At 49.5% G+C, this 18024-nt stretch carries 17 protein-coding genes; all 17 read right to left on the bottom strand.

The annotated features are described in order from the left end of the window. Positions 1-29: 29 nt before the first annotated feature. Positions 30-1739: an AsmA family protein gene (locus AC0LWE_RS18970; RefSeq protein WP_219347202.1), complete on the bottom strand. Its 1710-nt coding sequence runs from the start codon at positions 1737-1739 to the stop codon at positions 30-32. A gap of 119 nt (positions 1740-1858) precedes the next feature. Further along, on the bottom strand, positions 1859-3253 hold the full coding sequence (locus tag AC0LWE_RS18965; protein WP_202694512.1) for a nucleobase:cation symporter-2 family protein: 1395 nt from the start codon (positions 3251-3253) through the stop codon (positions 1859-1861). A 205-nt stretch (positions 3254-3458) separates the two neighbouring features. Beyond that, complete coding sequence (locus tag AC0LWE_RS18960; protein ID WP_202668281.1) at positions 3459-4004, bottom strand: fimbrial protein; 546 nt, start codon at positions 4002-4004, stop codon at positions 3459-3461. Between the two features lie 34 nt (positions 4005-4038). Continuing rightward, positions 4039-4611: a fimbrial protein gene (locus tag AC0LWE_RS18955; protein WP_202668282.1), complete on the bottom strand. Its 573-nt coding sequence runs from the start codon at positions 4609-4611 to the stop codon at positions 4039-4041. 68 nt (positions 4612-4679) lie between these two features. Then, complete coding sequence (locus AC0LWE_RS18950) at positions 4680-5195, bottom strand: fimbrial protein (RefSeq protein ID WP_202668283.1); 516 nt, start codon at positions 5193-5195, stop codon at positions 4680-4682. An 82-nt stretch (positions 5196-5277) separates the two neighbouring features. Further along, positions 5278-5799, bottom strand: coding sequence for a fimbrial protein (locus tag AC0LWE_RS18945; protein WP_202668284.1), 522 nt, complete (start codon positions 5797-5799; stop codon positions 5278-5280). A gap of 132 nt (positions 5800-5931) precedes the next feature. Beyond that, positions 5932-6456 carry a fimbrial protein gene (locus AC0LWE_RS18940; RefSeq protein WP_202668285.1) on the bottom strand — a complete coding sequence of 175 codons (525 nt, stop codon included), beginning with the start codon at positions 6454-6456 and terminating at the stop codon, positions 5932-5934. Between the two features lie 41 nt (positions 6457-6497). Then, positions 6498-7052, bottom strand: a complete 555-nt coding sequence (locus AC0LWE_RS18935) for a fimbrial protein (protein ID WP_202668286.1) — start codon at positions 7050-7052, stop codon at positions 6498-6500. 77 nt (positions 7053-7129) lie between these two features. After that, positions 7130-8095: a fimbrial protein gene (locus AC0LWE_RS18930; RefSeq protein ID WP_216980668.1), complete on the bottom strand. Its 966-nt coding sequence runs from the start codon at positions 8093-8095 to the stop codon at positions 7130-7132. A gap of 5 nt (positions 8096-8100) precedes the next feature. Beyond that, a complete protein-coding gene (locus AC0LWE_RS18925) occupies positions 8101-10557 on the bottom strand; it encodes a fimbria/pilus outer membrane usher protein (RefSeq protein WP_219347201.1) in 2457 nt (818 codons plus the stop codon). 16 nt (positions 10558-10573) lie between these two features. Then, positions 10574-11278 carry a fimbrial biogenesis chaperone gene (locus tag AC0LWE_RS18920; protein WP_202694515.1) on the bottom strand — a complete coding sequence of 235 codons (705 nt, stop codon included), beginning with the start codon at positions 11276-11278 and terminating at the stop codon, positions 10574-10576. Between the two features lie 40 nt (positions 11279-11318). Beyond that, a complete protein-coding gene (locus AC0LWE_RS18915; RefSeq protein WP_202694516.1) occupies positions 11319-11861 on the bottom strand; it encodes a fimbrial protein in 543 nt (180 codons plus the stop codon). Positions 11862-12087: 226 nt separating this feature from the next. Further along, positions 12088-14169: an ATP-dependent DNA helicase RecG gene (recG, locus tag AC0LWE_RS18910; RefSeq protein WP_219347200.1), complete on the bottom strand. Its 2082-nt coding sequence runs from the start codon at positions 14167-14169 to the stop codon at positions 12088-12090. Between the two features lie 3 nt (positions 14170-14172). Continuing rightward, entirely contained in the window at positions 14173-14862 is a 690-nt protein-coding gene (trmH, locus tag AC0LWE_RS18905; protein ID WP_202668290.1) for a tRNA (guanosine(18)-2'-O)-methyltransferase TrmH, read from the bottom strand. A gap of 4 nt (positions 14863-14866) precedes the next feature. Then, positions 14867-16978, bottom strand: a complete 2112-nt coding sequence (spoT, locus tag AC0LWE_RS18900) for a bifunctional GTP diphosphokinase/guanosine-3',5'-bis pyrophosphate 3'-pyrophosphohydrolase (protein WP_011915357.1) — start codon at positions 16976-16978, stop codon at positions 14867-14869. A 19-nt stretch (positions 16979-16997) separates the two neighbouring features. Beyond that, on the bottom strand, positions 16998-17273 hold the full coding sequence (rpoZ, locus tag AC0LWE_RS18895) for a DNA-directed RNA polymerase subunit omega (RefSeq protein ID WP_011915358.1): 276 nt from the start codon (positions 17271-17273) through the stop codon (positions 16998-17000). Between the two features lie 54 nt (positions 17274-17327). Next, on the bottom strand, positions 17328-17951 hold the full coding sequence (gene gmk, locus AC0LWE_RS18890) for a guanylate kinase (protein ID WP_202694519.1): 624 nt from the start codon (positions 17949-17951) through the stop codon (positions 17328-17330). Positions 17952-18024 lie beyond the last annotated feature (73 nt).

Here is an 18024-nt window from a genome sequence, read left to right as displayed (position 1 = left end):
TACCCTAACCCTCTCCCTTAGGGAGAGGGTTAGGGTGAGGGTGTAACAGTCGGCTGCGACGTCGTGCTCACCTGGCCCCGCGTCATCGTCTGTTCCACTTTCTGTTTATCCATATTCACCGCACTCAGCTTACCGTTCACCGTGGGTTTTAGCGGCGCTTTCGCCTGGATGCTGCCGCTGGCGGTGAGTTGCACGTTGCCGTCACCCGTAATCGGTAACTCAGGCCAGCCCCACTGTTGCAAAATCTTAAACGGGACGCCGCGCCCGTTCAGGCTGACAGTGGTCTGGCGTTGCGGCAACTGTGAGACCGCCGCTGTCGCTTCCAGAATCCCTTTCTCGGTGAATGCACTCAACTCCGTAATGTTCACCGCTGAGGCGTCGGCTGCGAGTGCCAGCGACGGGCGACGCACATCCACGCGGTTAAACGTCGCCGCTGCACCATTCAACGTGGCGTTGCCGCCCCACACGCCCCACTGGCGATCTTTCGCCAGACGTAAATTTGCACCGTAGCCGTCGAGCGAGGTGATTTGCCATGGGAACGCGGGGTCGATATCAATCACCAGATTTCGGCTCAGGCCGAATTTTTTCAGGGTCACTGCGTTGAGCCATTCCGGGAGCGGATCCATCCACAACGTTTTCCAGTTCTGTGGCAGGGTGTATTCCAGCCCGGCAACGGCGACATCGTCCAGCACCAACGCTTTACCGTTCCGCAGCCAGTTGCCAGACGTGCGGACCATGCCGCCTTCCCAGCGGGAAGTGAACTGACGCAACGCGATCCCCTGCGGGGCGAATTCCGCATTCAGAATCGGGTCGAAAAGATGCAGCGAACCGTAAATGAATTCGCTGGCGTTCATCGATAAACGTCCTTCCTGCGTCTGCCAGTCGCCTTTGCTCAGCGTCAGATTACGCAGACTTAAATCGAGATCGGTGACCGCCCAGTCCGGGCCTTGCAGACGCGCATCGGTGATGTCGAGACGACCCACCTGTAACGACGGCAGCGTGGTGATCGGTGCAAAGAGATCCAGAAGCGATTTGTCGCTTTGCAGGCGAATATCGTTGAGCCGCAGAGTGTCGATGACCCAACCGCCATCGGCGTTGCGCCGTGCGGTACCGGTGAGCGATCCGCGTGCCATATCCGCGCCGATGGTGCTCAGGACCACTTCTTTACCGTTGAGTTCGCCCTGAATGAGCACGTTGCTGGCGGGAACGCCGTTGAGCGTGAGCGATCCGGCGCTCATCTGAATATGCGCTTTTTTACCCAGCACGTTCCCCGCTTCTGGCTGCCACGGGCTGACGCCACCGGTGACTTTTTGCGCGCTCAGATCCCATTCGGTATTGGGGCTGTTAAACGCCATATTATTCAATTGCAGACGGTCGGCCTGGAAGGGGAGCGGCGCGGTTTGTGGCGAGAGATTTAGGGTGCCATCGCGTAACGTGATGGTGTCCATGTGCAACGGATCGGTGATTTGACGGCTGCTCAAGCCTATATCGACTGTTTTTGCGACCAATGTCGCGGGTTTGCCATCACGACCAAAGGTGACGTTTTCGAGAAGGATATGTGACGGCGATGAAAAGCGGTGATCCATCAGGTCGAAATTAAGCTCGTAATCGGTATTCACCGTGACCCAACTGCTCACCTGAGCCGCGCCCCAGCGGGTTTGTACCAGAATATAGAGAGCCAGAATTACGATCAGTACCGCAATCAGGATCCAGATGAGCAGCTTTCCAATAAATTTCATGGTCTTCCATCCCGTCAAACGCACATAGAGGAGTTATGCACGATTTATGCGCAATCCTCAAGGCAGGAATGGTGTATTTAGATTTCACGGCAGGCGATTCCTGCCTGCCGTGTTGTCGATCAGTTCTTTTCAGGCGGGAAAACGAGGTTCAATACAATGGCTGTGATACCGCCCGCAGCGATGCCGGAGGAGAGCAGGTTTTTCACCCAGTCTGGTGCGAACTGCAAAATCAGCGGCTGCTGAGACACGCCCAGGCCGACGGCCAGGGACAGCGCGATAATCATGATTGCGCGGCGGTTCAGCGGCTCGCGCGACACGATGCGCACGCCCGATGCCGCGATGGTACCGAACATCACCAGCGTTGCACCACCCAGAACCGGTTCCGGAATGTGCTGCACAAAGCCACTCACCGCCGGGAACAGGCCGAGCACGATCAGCATCAGCGCAACAACAAAGCCCACATAGCGGCTGGCCACGCCGGTTAGCTGGATCACACCGTTGTTCTGGCCGAAGCAGGAGTTCGGGAAGGTATTGAACACCGCAGAGACGAATGAATTCAGGCCGTTCGCCAGTACGCCGCCTTTCAGGCGCTTCATATAGATCGGGCCAGAAACCGGCTGTTCTGAAACGTCTGACGTTGCGGTGATATCACCGATGGTTTCCAGAGACGTGATCATAAAGACCAGCATCAGCGGAAGCAGCAGGTTCCAGTCGATGCCCAAACCGTAGTACAGCGGCGTTGGCACCATAATCATCGGGCTGCTGGTGGGGGCGGTGTTTTCCGGCAACATGCCCAGCGTCCACGCCATCAGATACCCGGCGGCCATGGCGATCACCAGGGAAGCCACGCGTAGATACGGGTTACGCTGACGGTTGAGCAGAATAATGATGGCCAGCACGACGCCCGCTAAAAGCAAATTCTTAGGGGCGCCGAAGGTATTGTCGCTCATGGCTGCGTAACCGCCACCGATGGACGTCAGGCCCACCTGAATTAATGACAGCCCGATAATCATGACGACCACGCCAGAAACCAGCGGCGTGATAACACGACGCGCCAGATGCAGTACGCGCGAGATCACCATCTCTGTACAGCTTGCCAGCATCAGCGTGCCGAAAAGCGCCGCCATCATGGTGGGTACATCTGCACCACCGGTCTTGAGGGCCGTGCCACCCATGATTAACGGTGCAACAAAGTTAAAGCTGGTGCCCTGAATGGAGAGCAGGCCGGAACCCACCGGGCCCCAGGCTTTTATCTGGATAATTGATGCCACGCCAGAGGCAAAAAGAGACATGCTGATGATGTGTTGCGTGTCCTGTGCCGGTAAACCCAGCGCCTGACAAATCAGCAGAGCGGGGGTGATCACCGCGACAAACATCGCCAGCAGATGCTGGCAGGCGGCGAAGAGGGTCTGCGCCAATGGCGGACGGTCTTCGAGGCGGTAGATTAATTCACTGTTATGCTGAATAGGCGCAATCGGTTGCGCATCCTGAGACTCAATGGCGTTAGCGGACATCGGCGGCAATCCCACGGTGGAAAAGCGGGCATTTTATCTGACCGGTTGGTAAAAGCAAACGTTTGCGAGTGAAATAAATACCATGGCGTGTGCGTTGATATGTTCGGCTACATTGCTGTTCAACTCTGAGGGGATATGGATTGATGAGAGTTTGGGAATGCGAACGTTCACAAATAAAAGGCCCATCCTGAGATGGGCCTGGATGTTACAGGCGCTCGATGTCGATAGTCACAAAACTATTGATGTTACCTGCTACCGCTTCCTGACCCTTTAGCTGGACCATCTGCAGGCCAATCACGGTGTCTTTTTGAGCGGGCACTGAGCCACCGCCAACGTTCACAAGCTTGTTATTGGCATCAAAAATACCAACCCCAACGCCTTTAGCCGCAGTGTCATCGGTCAGGCTATTGGCCAGCACAGTGCCGTCTGCATTGTCGTTTTTACCGGAGAAACGGAAGGCAATTTTACCCGCCTCCACCAGTGAATCACATTTGTCGCCAGGGCCATAAACATACAAATGGACCTGTACCGGTGAGGTTGCATCAGCGCCTTGCTTAATCAGCGTATCTGGCATTTCCAGCAGTGAAACGGAGCTTTCGCTCGGAACTACCGCACAAGCCAGTTCATAGTCGGATGTGGCAACACCGTTTATCTGAATCGTGGTGCTGGTATTGTCCGTTTGTACCGCCAGTGCCGGCATTGCTGCAAGGAGCGCTGAAATCGCGAAGCCTGTTAATAAACGTTTAGTCATTTTTCATCCCTTTAATAACTTATATGTACCGGGCTTACAGCCGCTCAATTTGTACCGTCATGTTTGTCTGAATATTGCCTGGTGTTGACGTTTGACCTTTTAACTGAACCAGGGCGAAATTCAGAGGGAAAGAGGCGACATGGGTTGTCTCTTTGTCGCCGTTTCTAGAGACAAAAAAACGCCCAATCGTTACATTAGGAGTGAGAATTTGATTTTCCATATCAGACAGTTGCACGCCAACACCTTTGGCCGCATCGCTTCCAGTGTCGATATTGGCCAGGGAATTCCCCATGGCGTTATCAGGCGTACCAATAAACTTCAGGCCAATTTTGGTATAATTTTCATTGGCATCACAATGTTCGCCACCCAGTTGAATGTAAACCTGATCATCAGACACAGCGGAGTTAATGGTTGTGCCCTGAACCGGCAACGATTTGTCTTCGTGGGAAAGACTCACCACATATTTGCTCATTAATACCGTGCAACCGCTTTTGGCTGTTTCCAGACGACCCATAATCGACAGGCCATGAGATATGTCAGCCATTGCGCTGGTGGCACCCGTTAAAAAAATACCGCTTAGGGTTAATGCTAATACTAATTTCTTCATTGTATTCTCTCTCTATGAAGAAGTGGCTATAGAACATCAATAAACACTCTTCGACGTGACAAAGATAATTAAAGGTGAACGATGTCGATAGTTAGGGCACTGCTGATGTAACCGGGTTTTAGAAGCTGGCCTTTAAATTTAGCCAGTTCAAAATTAATATAACGACCTGAGATTGTCTGCGGGATAGGAATGACACTGTTAACCTGCATTGGTGATAAATCGCTGCCATAGATTCCGACGCCAATACCTTTTGCCCCCAGTTCACTTTCGTCTGAATTGTATAATACAGTTCCACCGCTACTCCCCTGAAGGCCACGAAGTTGCAACGCAAACGTGTTGATATCGCAAGTGTCGGATATATGGTATGCGATTTTAGTTGGCGTCCTGGCATTTTCTCCTTCATTAGGAAATTCACCGATGTCACCTTTTAAATTTACTGTCGTTTCTGCCGTGTCAAATTGACATTGTGAGATATTGTTTGTCAGAGAGGCATGTATGTTGACAGTCGCAGAATGGTCTTCTGCCTGCGCTGTGCCAGCCATGGCAAACGACATAAATGTCAAAGCCATTAAGGTCTTTTTCATATAAAAATCCTTTTATATTTTAGAGGGATTTAATTAACAGAAATAACAGCTGATTAATTATTTTCTCTAGCAGTGAGAATGTTTACAGGCGAACAATGTCGATGGTCAGCGCGCCGTTAACGGTTCCTACAACCGGCGTTTGTCCATCCAGCTTAACTAATTGCAAATAAAGCGAGTCTGGAAAATGCGGAATAATCTGGCTATTAATATTTAGCGGAGTGTTTAAGTTGCGTGCAGAGTCAAACAACTCGATGCCCACCCCTTTGGCTGCGGTTTCACCAGTATCGGTGTTGGCCAATACCGTCCCGGTGGGATCCGCTACACCGTGAAATTGCAGTGCGACGCGGCCGTAACAGGATTCACCTGTTGACTCTACCGTATAGTTAAGTTTTGTTGCTATGTCATTTATAAAGACACCCTGTTGAGGAAGATCGACAATTTCGCCGCTAAGATCGACGGATGAAAGATCGGTCTGCACGGTGCATTCTGAATGATCGCCGGTAAGAGAGCCGTTAATATCAACTACAGCAGAATGGTCTGAGGCCTGCGCGGCACCCACCATAAACAGCGACGCAAACGCCAAACTTAATAAAGTCTTATTCATTTTCAATATCCTTACTTTCTGCAGAGAAATGAATGTGGTCGTTCATTAATGACAACACATTCTTTCTAATGCTTTTCCTAAACGCGCTGATCGGTAAAACATGCACCGAATTAGGTGCATGTTTTGAGGCGATTACAGACGCACGATATCGATGGTCAGCGAACCATGTACGCTGCCTTCAACAGGCGTTTGCCCATTCAGCTTGACCATCTGAAGATAAATTTGGCCGTTTGCTTGTGGTTCTAACGTTTTGACGTTAACGAATAATGGGTTGAGGTTGGAATCATAAATTCCGATACCCACACCTTTAGCTGCAGTCGCGCTGGTATCGCTATTTTCAAGCACAGTGCCATCAGCTTGATCAGGAATACCGTGGAACTGTAACGCTACTTTCCCGTAACAGGATTGTGCGGAATCATTTGAACCCACTGAATAGTTGATAAGAGCGGCGTCATTTGTCGCGTTACCGCCCTGAGAAGGAAGATCGGCGATTTTGCCGCTCAGATTGACGGTTGAAGAATCCGTGAAAACGGTACATTCCATCTGATCGGCAGTAACATTACCGCTGATATCAATGGTTGCAGAATGGTCTTCAGCCTGCACAGCGCCTGCCATAAACAGAGATGCAAAAGTTAAACCCAATAGTGTCTTTTTCATTTCAATATCCTTTTGTTAAACGGGGAGAGGATTAATGACAATTACAGACGTTCAATCTGAATGGTGACGGCACCTTGAACGGCACCGGCTTTTGCAGTCTGGTCTTTCAGTTTGACCAGGGTGAGGCCGAGTTTATTGCTAGAGGGGGCTGCTGCTGCAATCACAGTGTCTTGGTTAATACGAATCAAGCTATTATTACCCGATGCGGTATTGTAGAGCGCAATGCCAACACCTTGTGCAGCATCACCTGTTGATAAGGTATTTGCTAGAGCGGTGCCATCTGCAGAGTCGGCATTGCCGGTGAAGGAATAGGCAATCTTGCCATCGCTGGCCATATCGCTACATCCTTCGCCGCTCAGGGTCAGATCAACAATGGTTGCGCCGTCAACGTTACCGTCCCCTTGAGTTGGCATTTTATCTAAGTCTGCGGTGAGCACGACGGAAGGAGTACTGAGATTTACGGAACAAGTTACGTTATGGGTTACGGAACCTGTAACATTCAGCGTTGCTGAAACATCGTTTGGATTCACAGTAGCCTGAGCTGCGCCAACCATAAAAATAGTAGAAATTGCCAGTCCTAAAATAGACTTATTCATAATAATATCCTTCTATGTAATGTATTTGAAATAGGTGAAGAACAATCATCGTAAGACGATTGTGCTTCCTTATTTCTTTAGAGGTAGTTAATTCGTAGCGTAATTTGCGCCTTTATATTTCCTTCTTTAATTTTTTCATTTAATCGTGCATAACGTACGCTGATAGGTAGCGCATAATTACTTTGATTTGGTAATGCAATATCTATTGACCTACCCGGCGTTAAAGTGCTGCTCTCATAGAGCATCTCAATGCCCACGCCGGATGCGGCGTTATCTGTTGCCAGGTTATTAAATACAGAAGGCGTATTAGCATTGTTATTGCCTTCAATATTAATACTTGCTTTTTGAGTGTTAAAGCAAAGTAAATTAACATTGGCTGGGTAGGCTTTTGACGTGCGTTGTTTCTCGATAGTGGCGGCATCGATTGCTGGCAAGTCAATTTGTGGTGTAAGCATTTGAATAGAGCAATGCGATTTCGCCGCCAGAATTTTCATCGCAAGGTTAACCACCAATGAGTTGTCATTTAAAGAAAGCAAAGAAGGCAATTGGACGCTCACCGTACCGCCTTTAATCATTCCTGTTTTGATTGCTTCGAGGCGTAATTTTATATCATCAGTTGTAATGGCATCGCTCGCCAGGTCGGTAACGGGCTCGTTAAACGGGAGAACCCATTCTTTATGTGGGTGGTTCGCCTTATCAAAAACGAGCGTTGCCCGGAGGCCAAGCCCTTCGGTAGATGTTGTAAATACACCCGATCCACTTTGTGTTGTGGTCATCCTTCCGCTCAGAATTTTTTTAAATTTCTTCAAACAGTCGTTAGCGATCAGACTGTGGGATCCGGTTAATTGCGCGAGAGAAGCCTCTTTTTTAAAGAGGACTGTACCCGTTGGCGCAGTAGCGGTCTGAATCGGTAACTGTACGACTAATGGAACTGTTAAATTCTTTGCTCTGACCGGTGTCTGTGGCATACAGGTGTCAGCGATGACTTCCAGCGTAATACTCTGAAGTAAAATAAGTAATATTATGGAGAGAAACTTTTTCATTTTATTTAATGACAATCCAGTAAGAGTAACGTAATAGGTAGTGAATTATCAGTCACATCAATTTTGAATGGGGTGGAGCACGTCTGTTTATCGCCCCATTTGAAATTGATGACACCCTCTTCCGGTACGGCATTTAAATAGACTTGCCCCTGATCGCCCACATAATACGTGTCGTCGCTTCCCTCTATTCGTGCTCGCGTACCAAACGGTAAGTATTCACCTTTATATTTGATCGTCATCACCGCTTTTCGGCCGATGATAGCTTTGAAGTTTGCCAGCACAACGGCATCTTTGGTCGGTGTGACTTGCGTAGATGTACTCGCGAAATCGACGTTCTTACTGGCTCTTGTATCGATATTTAAGGCGTTTCGGTGATAACTACGCAGATCCGGGACAATGGCGTATCCTCGAGAATCCGTTAACGTATTTTGGCCACCCTCAAGGGCGACATCCGCTGCACCGGGAATGGCGACAAGTGCCATGCTACCGTTCGAATATCGTCCCGCAGTGATGCCGTGTCGGTGTGCAATGACATTGCCAGACGCATTCCAGCTAATAGACTGATTTTTATCAGCATTCCATGTCACATCCAGATCGCCGTAACGGCCCTGATAACTTAATCCCGCTGAACCACTTTTCGTGTCTTCCTCGTCCTTTTGTGAAGCGTAGGAGAGTTGCGTATTCCAATTCAGATCCTGACGATCGCCGACTTTTCCTGTCACTCCAAGCTGGTTGGATACATCGCTTTTCAGTGTGGACATCGTTGTGAGGCTAACCATCGGCTGCGATTTCGGGAAAAGCTCACTAAAGGGAACCGAAACGGTCAGTGCGAGCTGTTTATCCCACTCTGCTGCGCTATCTTCACGGGTCATACTGTAAGCAAGAGAGAAGCTGGCGATTTTAAATGAGCCATTCCAACCCAACTGCCACATCCGTGAAATGGTGTTGTCAGTATTTTCAGAGCGGCTGACCGTCGCATAAAAACTATGTTCTTCAGTTAAAGACTGGTTAATTGTCAGGTTATATTCACGACGTTTGCGCGTGTCTTGATACTCGTCGTTGCTATTTGCCCAGTCGCTAAACGATTGATAGTCATGTTCATAAAAGCGACTATCCATCTGAATTTGTGTATCAGTTTCGGGGATGCTATTGCGGTAAGTGAGCCGTACCATTTCTCCCCGAGTTTGATCGACATTGTCATGTCGGCCTTTACTGGTCGTCATGTCAACGGCCACGCCACCGGCGCGGTGCAAGTCAAACCCTAGCCCAAGGCTAAACGCGAGGAATTTTTCATGAAATTGACTGCCCCCATAGAGGGTAGTATTGAGCGGAAGCCCCAAAGAGAGGGTTGATTGCAACACTTCCGGCTTCTTCTCAACGCCGCTTGAGCCCGACAGGTATTTTCCCGCGGACAGGCTGTATTTCATCTGGCCTGTGCGAAGCAGCTGCGGCACATTGGAATATGCGACAGTACTGTGCGTTTCTGAGCCATCAGCCTCTGTGATGGTTACGTCAAGTTTGCCGCCGTTTGAAACAGAGGATAGATCGGTAATGACAAAGGGACCCGCAGGAACGGAGCGTTGATAAATAATGTTTCCATTTTCTCTGACAGTCACCCGCGCGTTGCTCTTCGCAATACCGCGAATCATTGGAGCGAACCCTGTGAGCTGGTCTGGCGTCATATCATCATCTGAACTTAGTTGAACACCTCGGATGAGCAAGCCATCGAAAATATCTCCCGGCGTGCTGGCGTCACCCAGCGTGAGCTCACCTTTCAAAGCGCGAACCGCTGTCTCAACATAGTTGCTAATGTTTTTCCAGCCTTCTTCCTTACTGACGGTAGAATTATTGCGGTAACGCCAACGCCCAATATTGATGCCGTTTGTCAGGTTGGCGTAGAGCGAATCAGATGTCGTATCATCGTGCTTAATGTATTGCTGACCTGAGAGTTGATACATAGTCAGTAATGCAGGGATCCCATCGTCCCATTCTTCCTGAGGCACGCCTTGTAATGACTCATCTCTCAATACGGTCTGAGGAAGTGCGATCTCGAGTTTTAGCTTTGAAAAATCGAAGTTAGTTTTTGCACCTGGAATTTGCTCTTCAATAGAGACACAGCCTCCTTTCAGCGCATTATCCTCTGCTCCCGATTTGAGCTTACTCATATCGACCCCCAGTTTTTTGTAGACCTCAAATGAGAGGCAAGCAACCAGTTGTTTATCGTTGTTTGCCTCAAACCGAACACTACTTACCAATACGCTTTTACCGTTAACATCAATATGTACAGAATAGGTTCCCGGAGGCTGGAATCCCTGACTGAGAAGTGCGGTGTCATTAATTACCGAACTTCCATTAACTGATTGTAATAATCCAGGGTCAAAATGTTCACCCGCCCAGGATGAGTGAGAACACACTGCTGAAACGGCAAAAGGCATTAACCAGGTAAATTTAAAACAGCGCATACATCCATCTAGTTAATTAAAAACGCTGCGTAAAGGTATTAGATGCAATACCGAAATCGTTAAGTGCATTCCATTCAACGTTAGAACCGCCAGCAGGTTCATGTTTCAACTTAAAAGACTTGCTACCAAATGGTGGAATAACAGTATTGTTATCAACAACAGAAACTGGGATGTTTTCTTTGTCACAAGCGATATTATTTAATACAAGATAAAACGGTGAATCATTTTTAGCTGTAATAGTATTTCCCGTATGCGTCCAATGGAGATCTTTCATTGCTACACCTGGATCTCCTTTTACTGCAGATGGGCGGAAGAAGAATTTAATCCGATTGTTAATTGCTAGCACCATACGGCTTTCAGCCTTTGATTCCTCATCATTAAGACCAGGCACTCCTTTGACATCTAACCAGTAAAGACTTTCGCGATCTTTAGGAAGGCCATTACCTAAATACATAATACGAATAACGTTATCACTGTGCGGAGCCAGGCGAAATAATGGAGGCGTAACAACAAAAGGTAAATCCTTTTTGACCGTACTGTCACCCGCATCCAGCCATGATTGAATTAGATAAGCGCGCTCCTCGGTACTGTGAACCGTAAGAGAGGCATCTCCTTCACTTTCTTTATAGACAAGGCGATCTACATTAAGCGTTAATGATGCATGAGATACTGTTGACCATAAAAAAGTTGCAAGCAGTGATACGAGAAGTGTTTGTTTCATTTTAAACTCGGTGTTCTTAAAAATTAGTTTTACGAAGAGATTAGAGATTTTCTAACTGAACTGTTAATGACGCCTGAACATCGCCTCTGGAAGGCGTTGCACCCGCAAGTTTGACCGTACGGAAATAAATCGGATAAACATTGGAGAAATCTATCCACCATTCAGAAGAAATCGTTTTGGTAAGATCTATTGCGGACCCACGTGCATCATAGACGCCAATTCCAACACCTTTAGCTGATGTAGTATTATTAGAGCTATTTAGCAGCGTATCGTGAGCAGTTGGATCGGTAGAAGCAATAAATTTTAAGTTTGTTTTGTTGCATTTTTCTCCGTTCAGATGGATACCAATAGAATCGAGTTTTAACGGTTCTGCATCACTTCCCTGAACAGGTAATTCACTCACTTTTACATCTTTGATAGTAATACTTGAAGCACTCAGTGAGAGATCGCAAGTTGATTCAGTATCATTTACTGTTCCTGCCACCTGTAGAGTTGCTGAAACATCGTTTGGTGCTTCTTGTGCATAGACGGAGGCACAAGTCGAAAGACAAATTGCAGTAAGTAATGTGATTTTAAGATTCATTCTTCATCTCCATTGAATTGCCCAACCCCAAAAATGAGTAACAGTAATTACTCTTATAAATATAATGCCAGGATAGGGGGATGGATAGCGTAGAGAGTTCTAAATTTACACTTAAAACGTTCGGTGGTTAGATAAATTGATATTATTTGATTTAAGAATGTATTGTTTATTTATAAATCAATGCGCGGGAATTATATGTTAGTCAATAATATGCCTGAATTATCAATCAAGCATTGGAGTAGCGTTCGGTTTCGGGCATCCAGCGCTCAATCAACGCTGCCGCTTGGTCGGGGTAACGCTCATGGATGTGGCGTGCAAGTCTTTGCACTTCCGGGATCATTGCCTGATCCCGTATCAGGTCTGCGACCTTAAATTCCGCATTCCCCGTCTGACGCGTTCCTAATAACTCGCCTGGCCCGCGGATCTCAAGATCTTTCTGCGCAATGACAAAACCGTCATTGCTGTCGCGCAGTACTTGCAATCGCAACTGCGCCGTTTTGGACAGCGGTGATTTGAACAACAGCACACAATGTGACGCCACCGCACCACGTCCTACGCGGCCTCTCAGCTGATGAAGCTGAGCAAGCCCTAAACGTTCCGGATTTTCAATGATCATCAGACTGGCATTCGGTACATCCACACCGACTTCGATAACCGTAGTGGCAACCAGTAAATGCAGCTCACCTTGTTTGAAATCCTGCATGACCTGTTGTTTTTCCGATGATTTCATACGGCCATGCACTAACCCGACGTTGAGTTCAGGGAGAGCCAGCTTAAGTTCTTCCCATGTTGCTTCCGCAGCCTGAGCTTCCAGTAAATCGGATTCTTCAATGAGCGTGCAGACCCAGTAAGCCTGACGACCTTCCTGGATGCAGGCGTTTCGCACACGATCGACAATCTCGCTCCGTCTGGTGTCAGGAATAGCGACGGTAGTCACCGGCGTGCGGCCCGGTGGTAGTTCATCAATGGTTGACGTATCCAGATCGGCATAGGCTGTCATTGCCAGGGTGCGCGGAATAGGCGTGGCCGTCATTATTAACTGATGCGGATGAAACCCTTGCTGAAGCCCTTTTTCCCACAGCGCCAGACGCTGATGCACCCCGAATCGGTGCTGCTCATCGATAATGACCAGGGCGAGACTGTTAAATTTCACCTGTTCCTGAAAAATGGCATGGGTTCCGACAATCATCTGCACCTGTCCGCTCGCGATGGCGTCTTGCTGTGCCAGTCGCGCTTTACCCTTTTGTTTGCCCGCCAACCAACCTACTTCAATCCCAAGCGGCGCGAACCAGTTTCGGAAGTTATTGGCGTGTTGTTCCGCCAGCAGTTCCGTTGGTGCCATTAATGCGACTTGCTTGCCATGCGCTATTGCACGTAAGGCTGCCAGTGCCGCTACCAGCGTTTTACCGGAACCAACATCGCCCTGCACCAGACGCATCATGGGAATATCTAACGCTACATCACGTTCTATCTCCGCCGTGACTCTCGCCTGCGCATTTGTAGGTTTGAATGGCAGTGATGCCAGAAGTTTATGTTTAAGATCGTCACTGGCAGCGAGCGGTAGTGCGTGGAAACGCTGTGCTCCTGCACGAAGTGCCAACATGCTCAGGTTATGTGCCAGTAATTCCTCGAGGATTAATCTCCGTTGCGCGGGATGTTTTCCACTTTCCAGGTCAGCAAGCTGTAAAGAGGGCGGGGGGCGATGCAGGGTACGAATCGCTTCAGGCAGACTCATCATTCCTTGCGCCAGTTCAGGTGGCAGCAGTTCAGTAATGGCGCAGGTATCTAACAGCTCAAGTGCTTGATCGGTAAGTTTGCGCAGCGTCGCCTGTTTAATTCCTTCAGTCGTTGGATAAACGGGCGTTAGCGTTTCTTGTAATTCCGGGGTACTGAGGTCGCCTTGTACGCGATACTCCGGGTGGATCATCTCAGCGCCGAATTTGCCCCGTTTTGCTTCGCCATAGGCCAGCACTCGTCGCCCCGCAGCAAGACCGTTTTTCATGGCTGCACTGAAATTGAAAAAACGCATGGTGAGGATGCCGGAGCCATCGCTGATTTGGCAGGTCATCATTCGACGGCCACCAAAGGTGACGTTACAGTTCAGGATTTCACCTTCAACCGTGGCATAAATTCCGGGAAGGAGATCACCGATGGCATAAAGCTGAGTGCGGTCTTCGTAACGTAAGGGGAGGTGAAGCAGGAGATCTTGCACGGTGTGCAGACCGATTTTAGCGAGTTTGCTGCTTTGCGCCGCGCCAACACCAGTGAGTGAATTCAGCGGGATAGCATCCAGCAGGCGGCCCTTCATGATTTATCCTGCGTACTGCATTGTGGACCACCACTCGGCATCCGCTTCGATTTCGCCCTGCGCGTTAACATGGGGGTAAGGCAATTGCTTTTGCTTTGCTACGCGGGCGAGCACCGGATATCCGCCTTCAAACAGCAATCGCTGCTGTTCTTCTTCTGGCAGCATGCTGTTTTTACGTTCGTACATACCTGCATTCTGACGCTGGCGCTGTGCCTCATACAAAATTAACGCGGAGGCAACCGACACATTCAGGGACTGCACCATGCCGATCATCGGGATAATAATATCGCGATCGGCGAGATCCAGCGCTTCCTGGGTGATCCCGGTTTTCTCTTGTCCCATTAAAATACAGGTCGGGTGGGTGTAATCGATCTCGCGAAAATCAACCGCTTTATCAGAAAGATGGGTTGCCAGGATTTGCATTCCGGCCGCTTTCAACTGCGCAACAGCCTCTGAAATCGTCGGATGCGTTTTGACCGTCACCCAACTGTTGCTGCCGGCTGCACTGGACGCCATGGTACGTAGGCGATTGCCTGGCCAGACCGCGTGAACTTCATGTACACCCACGGCATCAGCGGTACGCACAATGGCAGAGACGTTATGAGGTTTGTGGACCTGCTCCATACAGACCGTCAGATCGGGCTGACGTCTGGCGAGCATCTCACAGATACGAGCATAACGCTGTGAATTCATCAGGTTAGTTACGGTTACGGGTGACTTTAATGACGTCTGGCATGACGCGAATTTTACGCATGATGTTTGCCAGATGCACACGGTCACGGGCTGTCAGACGAATAAAGGCGCTGTAAACGCGGCCATCTTTTTCTTCTGTATTCAGGCTTTGAATGTTGGAAGAAGCCGTGTTGATTGCTGCCGTCAGGTTAGCCAGCGCACCCTGGTGGTTGAACATATCCACCTTAATTTCGGTGATGAACTCCTGCTCGGTCTCTTTATCCCACTCGACGGCCATAAACTTCTCAGGCTCTTTCTGATAGCCACGGATGTTACGGCAGGATTCGTGGTGGATGACCAGACCTTTGCCCGGACTCACGTGCGCAATGATTGGATCGCCAGGAATCGGTCGACAGCATTTCGCAAAGGTAATCAGTACACCGTCTGCGCCTTTGATCGGTAAATGACCGTGGCCCTGCGTGGTTGACTGCACAGAGGAGGCGTCGCCTTGCTGCAGGTTTTTCGCCACGACAACACTCATGGCATTACCGAGACCAATTTCTGCGAGCAGATCGTCCAGTGCAGCGAGCTTCATGCGCTCAAGTTCACGTTGGATATTCTCCGGCGGGATCTCGGCAAGCTTACGGCTGCCACCCAACGCATGGTTGAGCAAACGGCGACCCAGGCTGACGGAGTCATCACGCTTGAGGTTTTTCAACAACTGACGAATTTTGGCGCGTGCCTTGGAGCTCACGACAAAATTCAACCACGCCGCGTTTGGACGTGCACCCGGTGCGGTAATGATTTCTACCGTCTGGCCGCTGGTGAGCGGTTGTGAAAGCGGATACGGCTGGCGGTCTACGCGTGCGCCAACGCAGGCATGACCAATATCGGTATGCACGGCATAAGCGAAGTCGACCGGCGTAGCGCCTGCGGGCAGTTCGACAATTCGCCCTTCTGGTGTGAAAACGTAAATCTCATCCGGGAAGAGATCGGATTTAACGCTCTCAATAAATTCAAACGAGCTGCCGGCGCTTTGTTGTAGCTCCAGTAAACTTTGCATCCAGCGCTGCGCGCGGATTTGCGCGGTCGTGCTGGTCTCACCGTGCTCTTTATAAGCCCAGTGCGCTGCAACACCCATTTCCGCCATTTGATCCATGTCTTCGGTGCGAATTTGCACTTCAACCGGTACGCCGTGTGGACCAATCATGGAGGTATGCAAAGATTGATAGCCGTTCGCTTTTGGAATGGCGATGTAATCTTTAACACGACCTGGGCGCGGTTTGTAAAGGCTGTGCATCTGACCGAGAACACGGTAGCAAGTGTCCGAGTCATGGACGATAACGCGAAACGCGTAGATATCCATGATTGAGTGAAAACGCTGCTCTTTGAGCACCATTTTGCAGTAAATAGAGTACAGGTGCTTTTCGCGGCCGCTGACGCGGCACGGTATTCCCGCTTCCTGTAAACGTCCCTCAATTTCAGAGAGGATCTTTTGAATCATCTCTTTACGGTTGCCACGCGCGGCTTTAACGACTTCTTTAATCACACGATAGCGGTTTGGGTATAACGCTTCAAAACCCAGCTCTTCAAGCTCAGTTTTAATGTGATGGATACCTAAACGGTGCGCCAGTGGGCTATAGATTTCGAGCGTTTCGCGGGCAATGCGGCGACGTTTATCCGGGCGCAATGAGCCCAGCGTGCGCATATTGTGGGTACGGTCAGCCAGTTTGATAAGGATGACGCGGATATCCTGCACCATCGCCATGATCATCTTGCGGAAGTTTTCGGCTTGCGCCTCTTTCTTGTCGCGGAATTTCAGCTTATCAAGCTTAGAGACCCCTTCCACCAGTTCGGCAACGCTTTTGCCAAACAACTGTTCCATATCCTGGTAGGTGGCGGGGGTATCTTCGATCACGTCATGCAGAAGCGCAGCCATTAGCGTTTCGTAGTCGAGTTTCATCTCGGCCAGAATACAGGCCACCGCTACCGGGTGCGTGATATAGGGTTCACCGCTTGAACGTGTTTGGCCCTCGTGAGCGTCACGTGCAACGAGATACGCCTGCTGAAGACGTTTGATTTGGTCTTCTGGCAGGTAGTGTTGAATCAGCTGATTCAGGCTTTCAAACAGATACAAGGGCGACCCGCAGGTTTAATTAACGACGGCCTTCAGCAATGGCGGTTACGGCCTGCAGTTCTGCGGCTTCCTGCTCTTGCTGCTCCTGGCGCTCACGTACGTCGAGGATCTGATTGGTGATCAGACCTTCTTCGATTTCGCGCAATGCGATAACGGTGGTTTTATCGTTTTCTTCTGGTACCAGTGGATCTTTGCCGCCGGACTGCATCTGACGAGCGCGACGCGCGGCGACCAGTACCAGGTCAAAACGGTTACCAATTTTCTCTACAGCGTCCTGAACAGTTACGCGTGCCATACTTATAGTGCTCCACAGATGAAGAAATGACTGGGCATGATACTGAATGTGGGTTCAGTCTGCCAACAGTTTGGTGATTAAAGCGTCATGTCGCTGCTTCTGGCGGCTCATACGCAGTCGTTCGGCGCGAATAATAGTCTTAAGATCGCCAAGAGCGGTATCAAAATCATCATTCACAATCAGGTAATCATATTCAGCGTAATGGCTCATTTCCGCAACGGCCTGTGCCATACGTTTCGCAATAACGTCTTCGCTATCCTGACCACGTCCGCGAAGACGGCGGTCCAACTCTTCTTTCGACGGCGGTAGTATAAAAATACTGCGAGCCTGCGGCATCTTACTACGGATTTGCTGGGCGCCTTGCCAGTCGATGTCTAAGAACACATTAACGCCAGTTGCCAGAACCTGCTCGATAGTTTCTCGAGAGGTACCATAGTAGTTACCGAAGACTTCTGCGTGTTCAAGAAACGCATCTCTGCTAATCATCGTTCTAAATTCATCATGACTGACAAAGAAATAATGTTCACCGTCCACTTCACCAGGCCGCGGCTGACGCGTGGTGTGAGATACCGACACTTGCGTATCGTACAACGGTTGGGTTTTTAACAGTGCCTGAATCAGGCTGGATTTACCCGCGCCACTTGGAGCAGAAACAATATAAAGCGTGCCTTGAGCCATGAGAGTCTTTCGTATGTGTTAGCGATTAAGTCCTACATACGGGCTTATTATACACGTCGCCACGGTGTGACGT

The sequence above is a fragment of the Lelliottia sp. RD5 genome (genome assembly GCF_056032945.1).
This window is presented reverse-complemented; position numbering and strand designations above follow the sequence as displayed.

Excerpts from the sequence above, each read along its gene's own strand:
- AC0LWE_RS18950 (WP_202668283.1), bottom strand. The coding sequence starts at position 5,195 with ATGAAAAAGACCTTAATGGCTTTGACATTTATGTCGTTTGCCATGGCT.
- AC0LWE_RS18915 (WP_202694516.1), bottom strand. The coding sequence starts at position 11,861 with ATGAATCTTAAAATCACATTACTTACTGCAATTTGTCTTTCGACTTGT.
- AC0LWE_RS18930 (WP_216980668.1), bottom strand. The coding sequence starts at position 8,095 with ATGAAAAAGTTTCTCTCCATAATATTACTTATTTTACTTCAGAGTATT.
- AC0LWE_RS18920 (WP_202694515.1), bottom strand. The coding sequence starts at position 11,278 with ATGAAACAAACACTTCTCGTATCACTGCTTGCAACTTTTTTATGGTCA.
- AC0LWE_RS18955 (WP_202668282.1), bottom strand. The coding sequence starts at position 4,611 with ATGAAGAAATTAGTATTAGCATTAACCCTAAGCGGTATTTTTTTAACG.
- AC0LWE_RS18925 (WP_219347201.1), bottom strand. The coding sequence starts at position 10,557 with ATGCGCTGTTTTAAATTTACCTGGTTAATGCCTTTTGCCGTTTCAGCA.
- gmk (WP_202694519.1), bottom strand. The coding sequence starts at position 17,951 with ATGGCTCAAGGCACGCTTTATATTGTTTCTGCTCCAAGTGGCGCGGGT.
- recG (WP_219347200.1), bottom strand. The coding sequence starts at position 14,169 with ATGAAGGGCCGCCTGCTGGATGCTATCCCGCTGAATTCACTCACTGGT.
- AC0LWE_RS18970 (WP_219347202.1), bottom strand. The coding sequence starts at position 1,739 with ATGAAATTTATTGGAAAGCTGCTCATCTGGATCCTGATTGCGGTACTG.
- AC0LWE_RS18960 (WP_202668281.1), bottom strand. The coding sequence starts at position 4,004 with ATGACTAAACGTTTATTAACAGGCTTCGCGATTTCAGCGCTCCTTGCA.
- AC0LWE_RS18935 (WP_202668286.1), bottom strand. The coding sequence starts at position 7,052 with ATGAATAAGTCTATTTTAGGACTGGCAATTTCTACTATTTTTATGGTT.
- trmH (WP_202668290.1), bottom strand. The coding sequence starts at position 14,862 with ATGAATTCACAGCGTTATGCTCGTATCTGTGAGATGCTCGCCAGACGT.
- rpoZ (WP_011915358.1), bottom strand. The coding sequence starts at position 17,273 with ATGGCACGCGTAACTGTTCAGGACGCTGTAGAGAAAATTGGTAACCGT.
- AC0LWE_RS18940 (WP_202668285.1), bottom strand. The coding sequence starts at position 6,456 with ATGAAAAAGACACTATTGGGTTTAACTTTTGCATCTCTGTTTATGGCA.
- AC0LWE_RS18945 (WP_202668284.1), bottom strand. The coding sequence starts at position 5,799 with ATGAATAAGACTTTATTAAGTTTGGCGTTTGCGTCGCTGTTTATGGTG.
- AC0LWE_RS18965 (WP_202694512.1), bottom strand. The coding sequence starts at position 3,253 with ATGTCCGCTAACGCCATTGAGTCTCAGGATGCGCAACCGATTGCGCCT.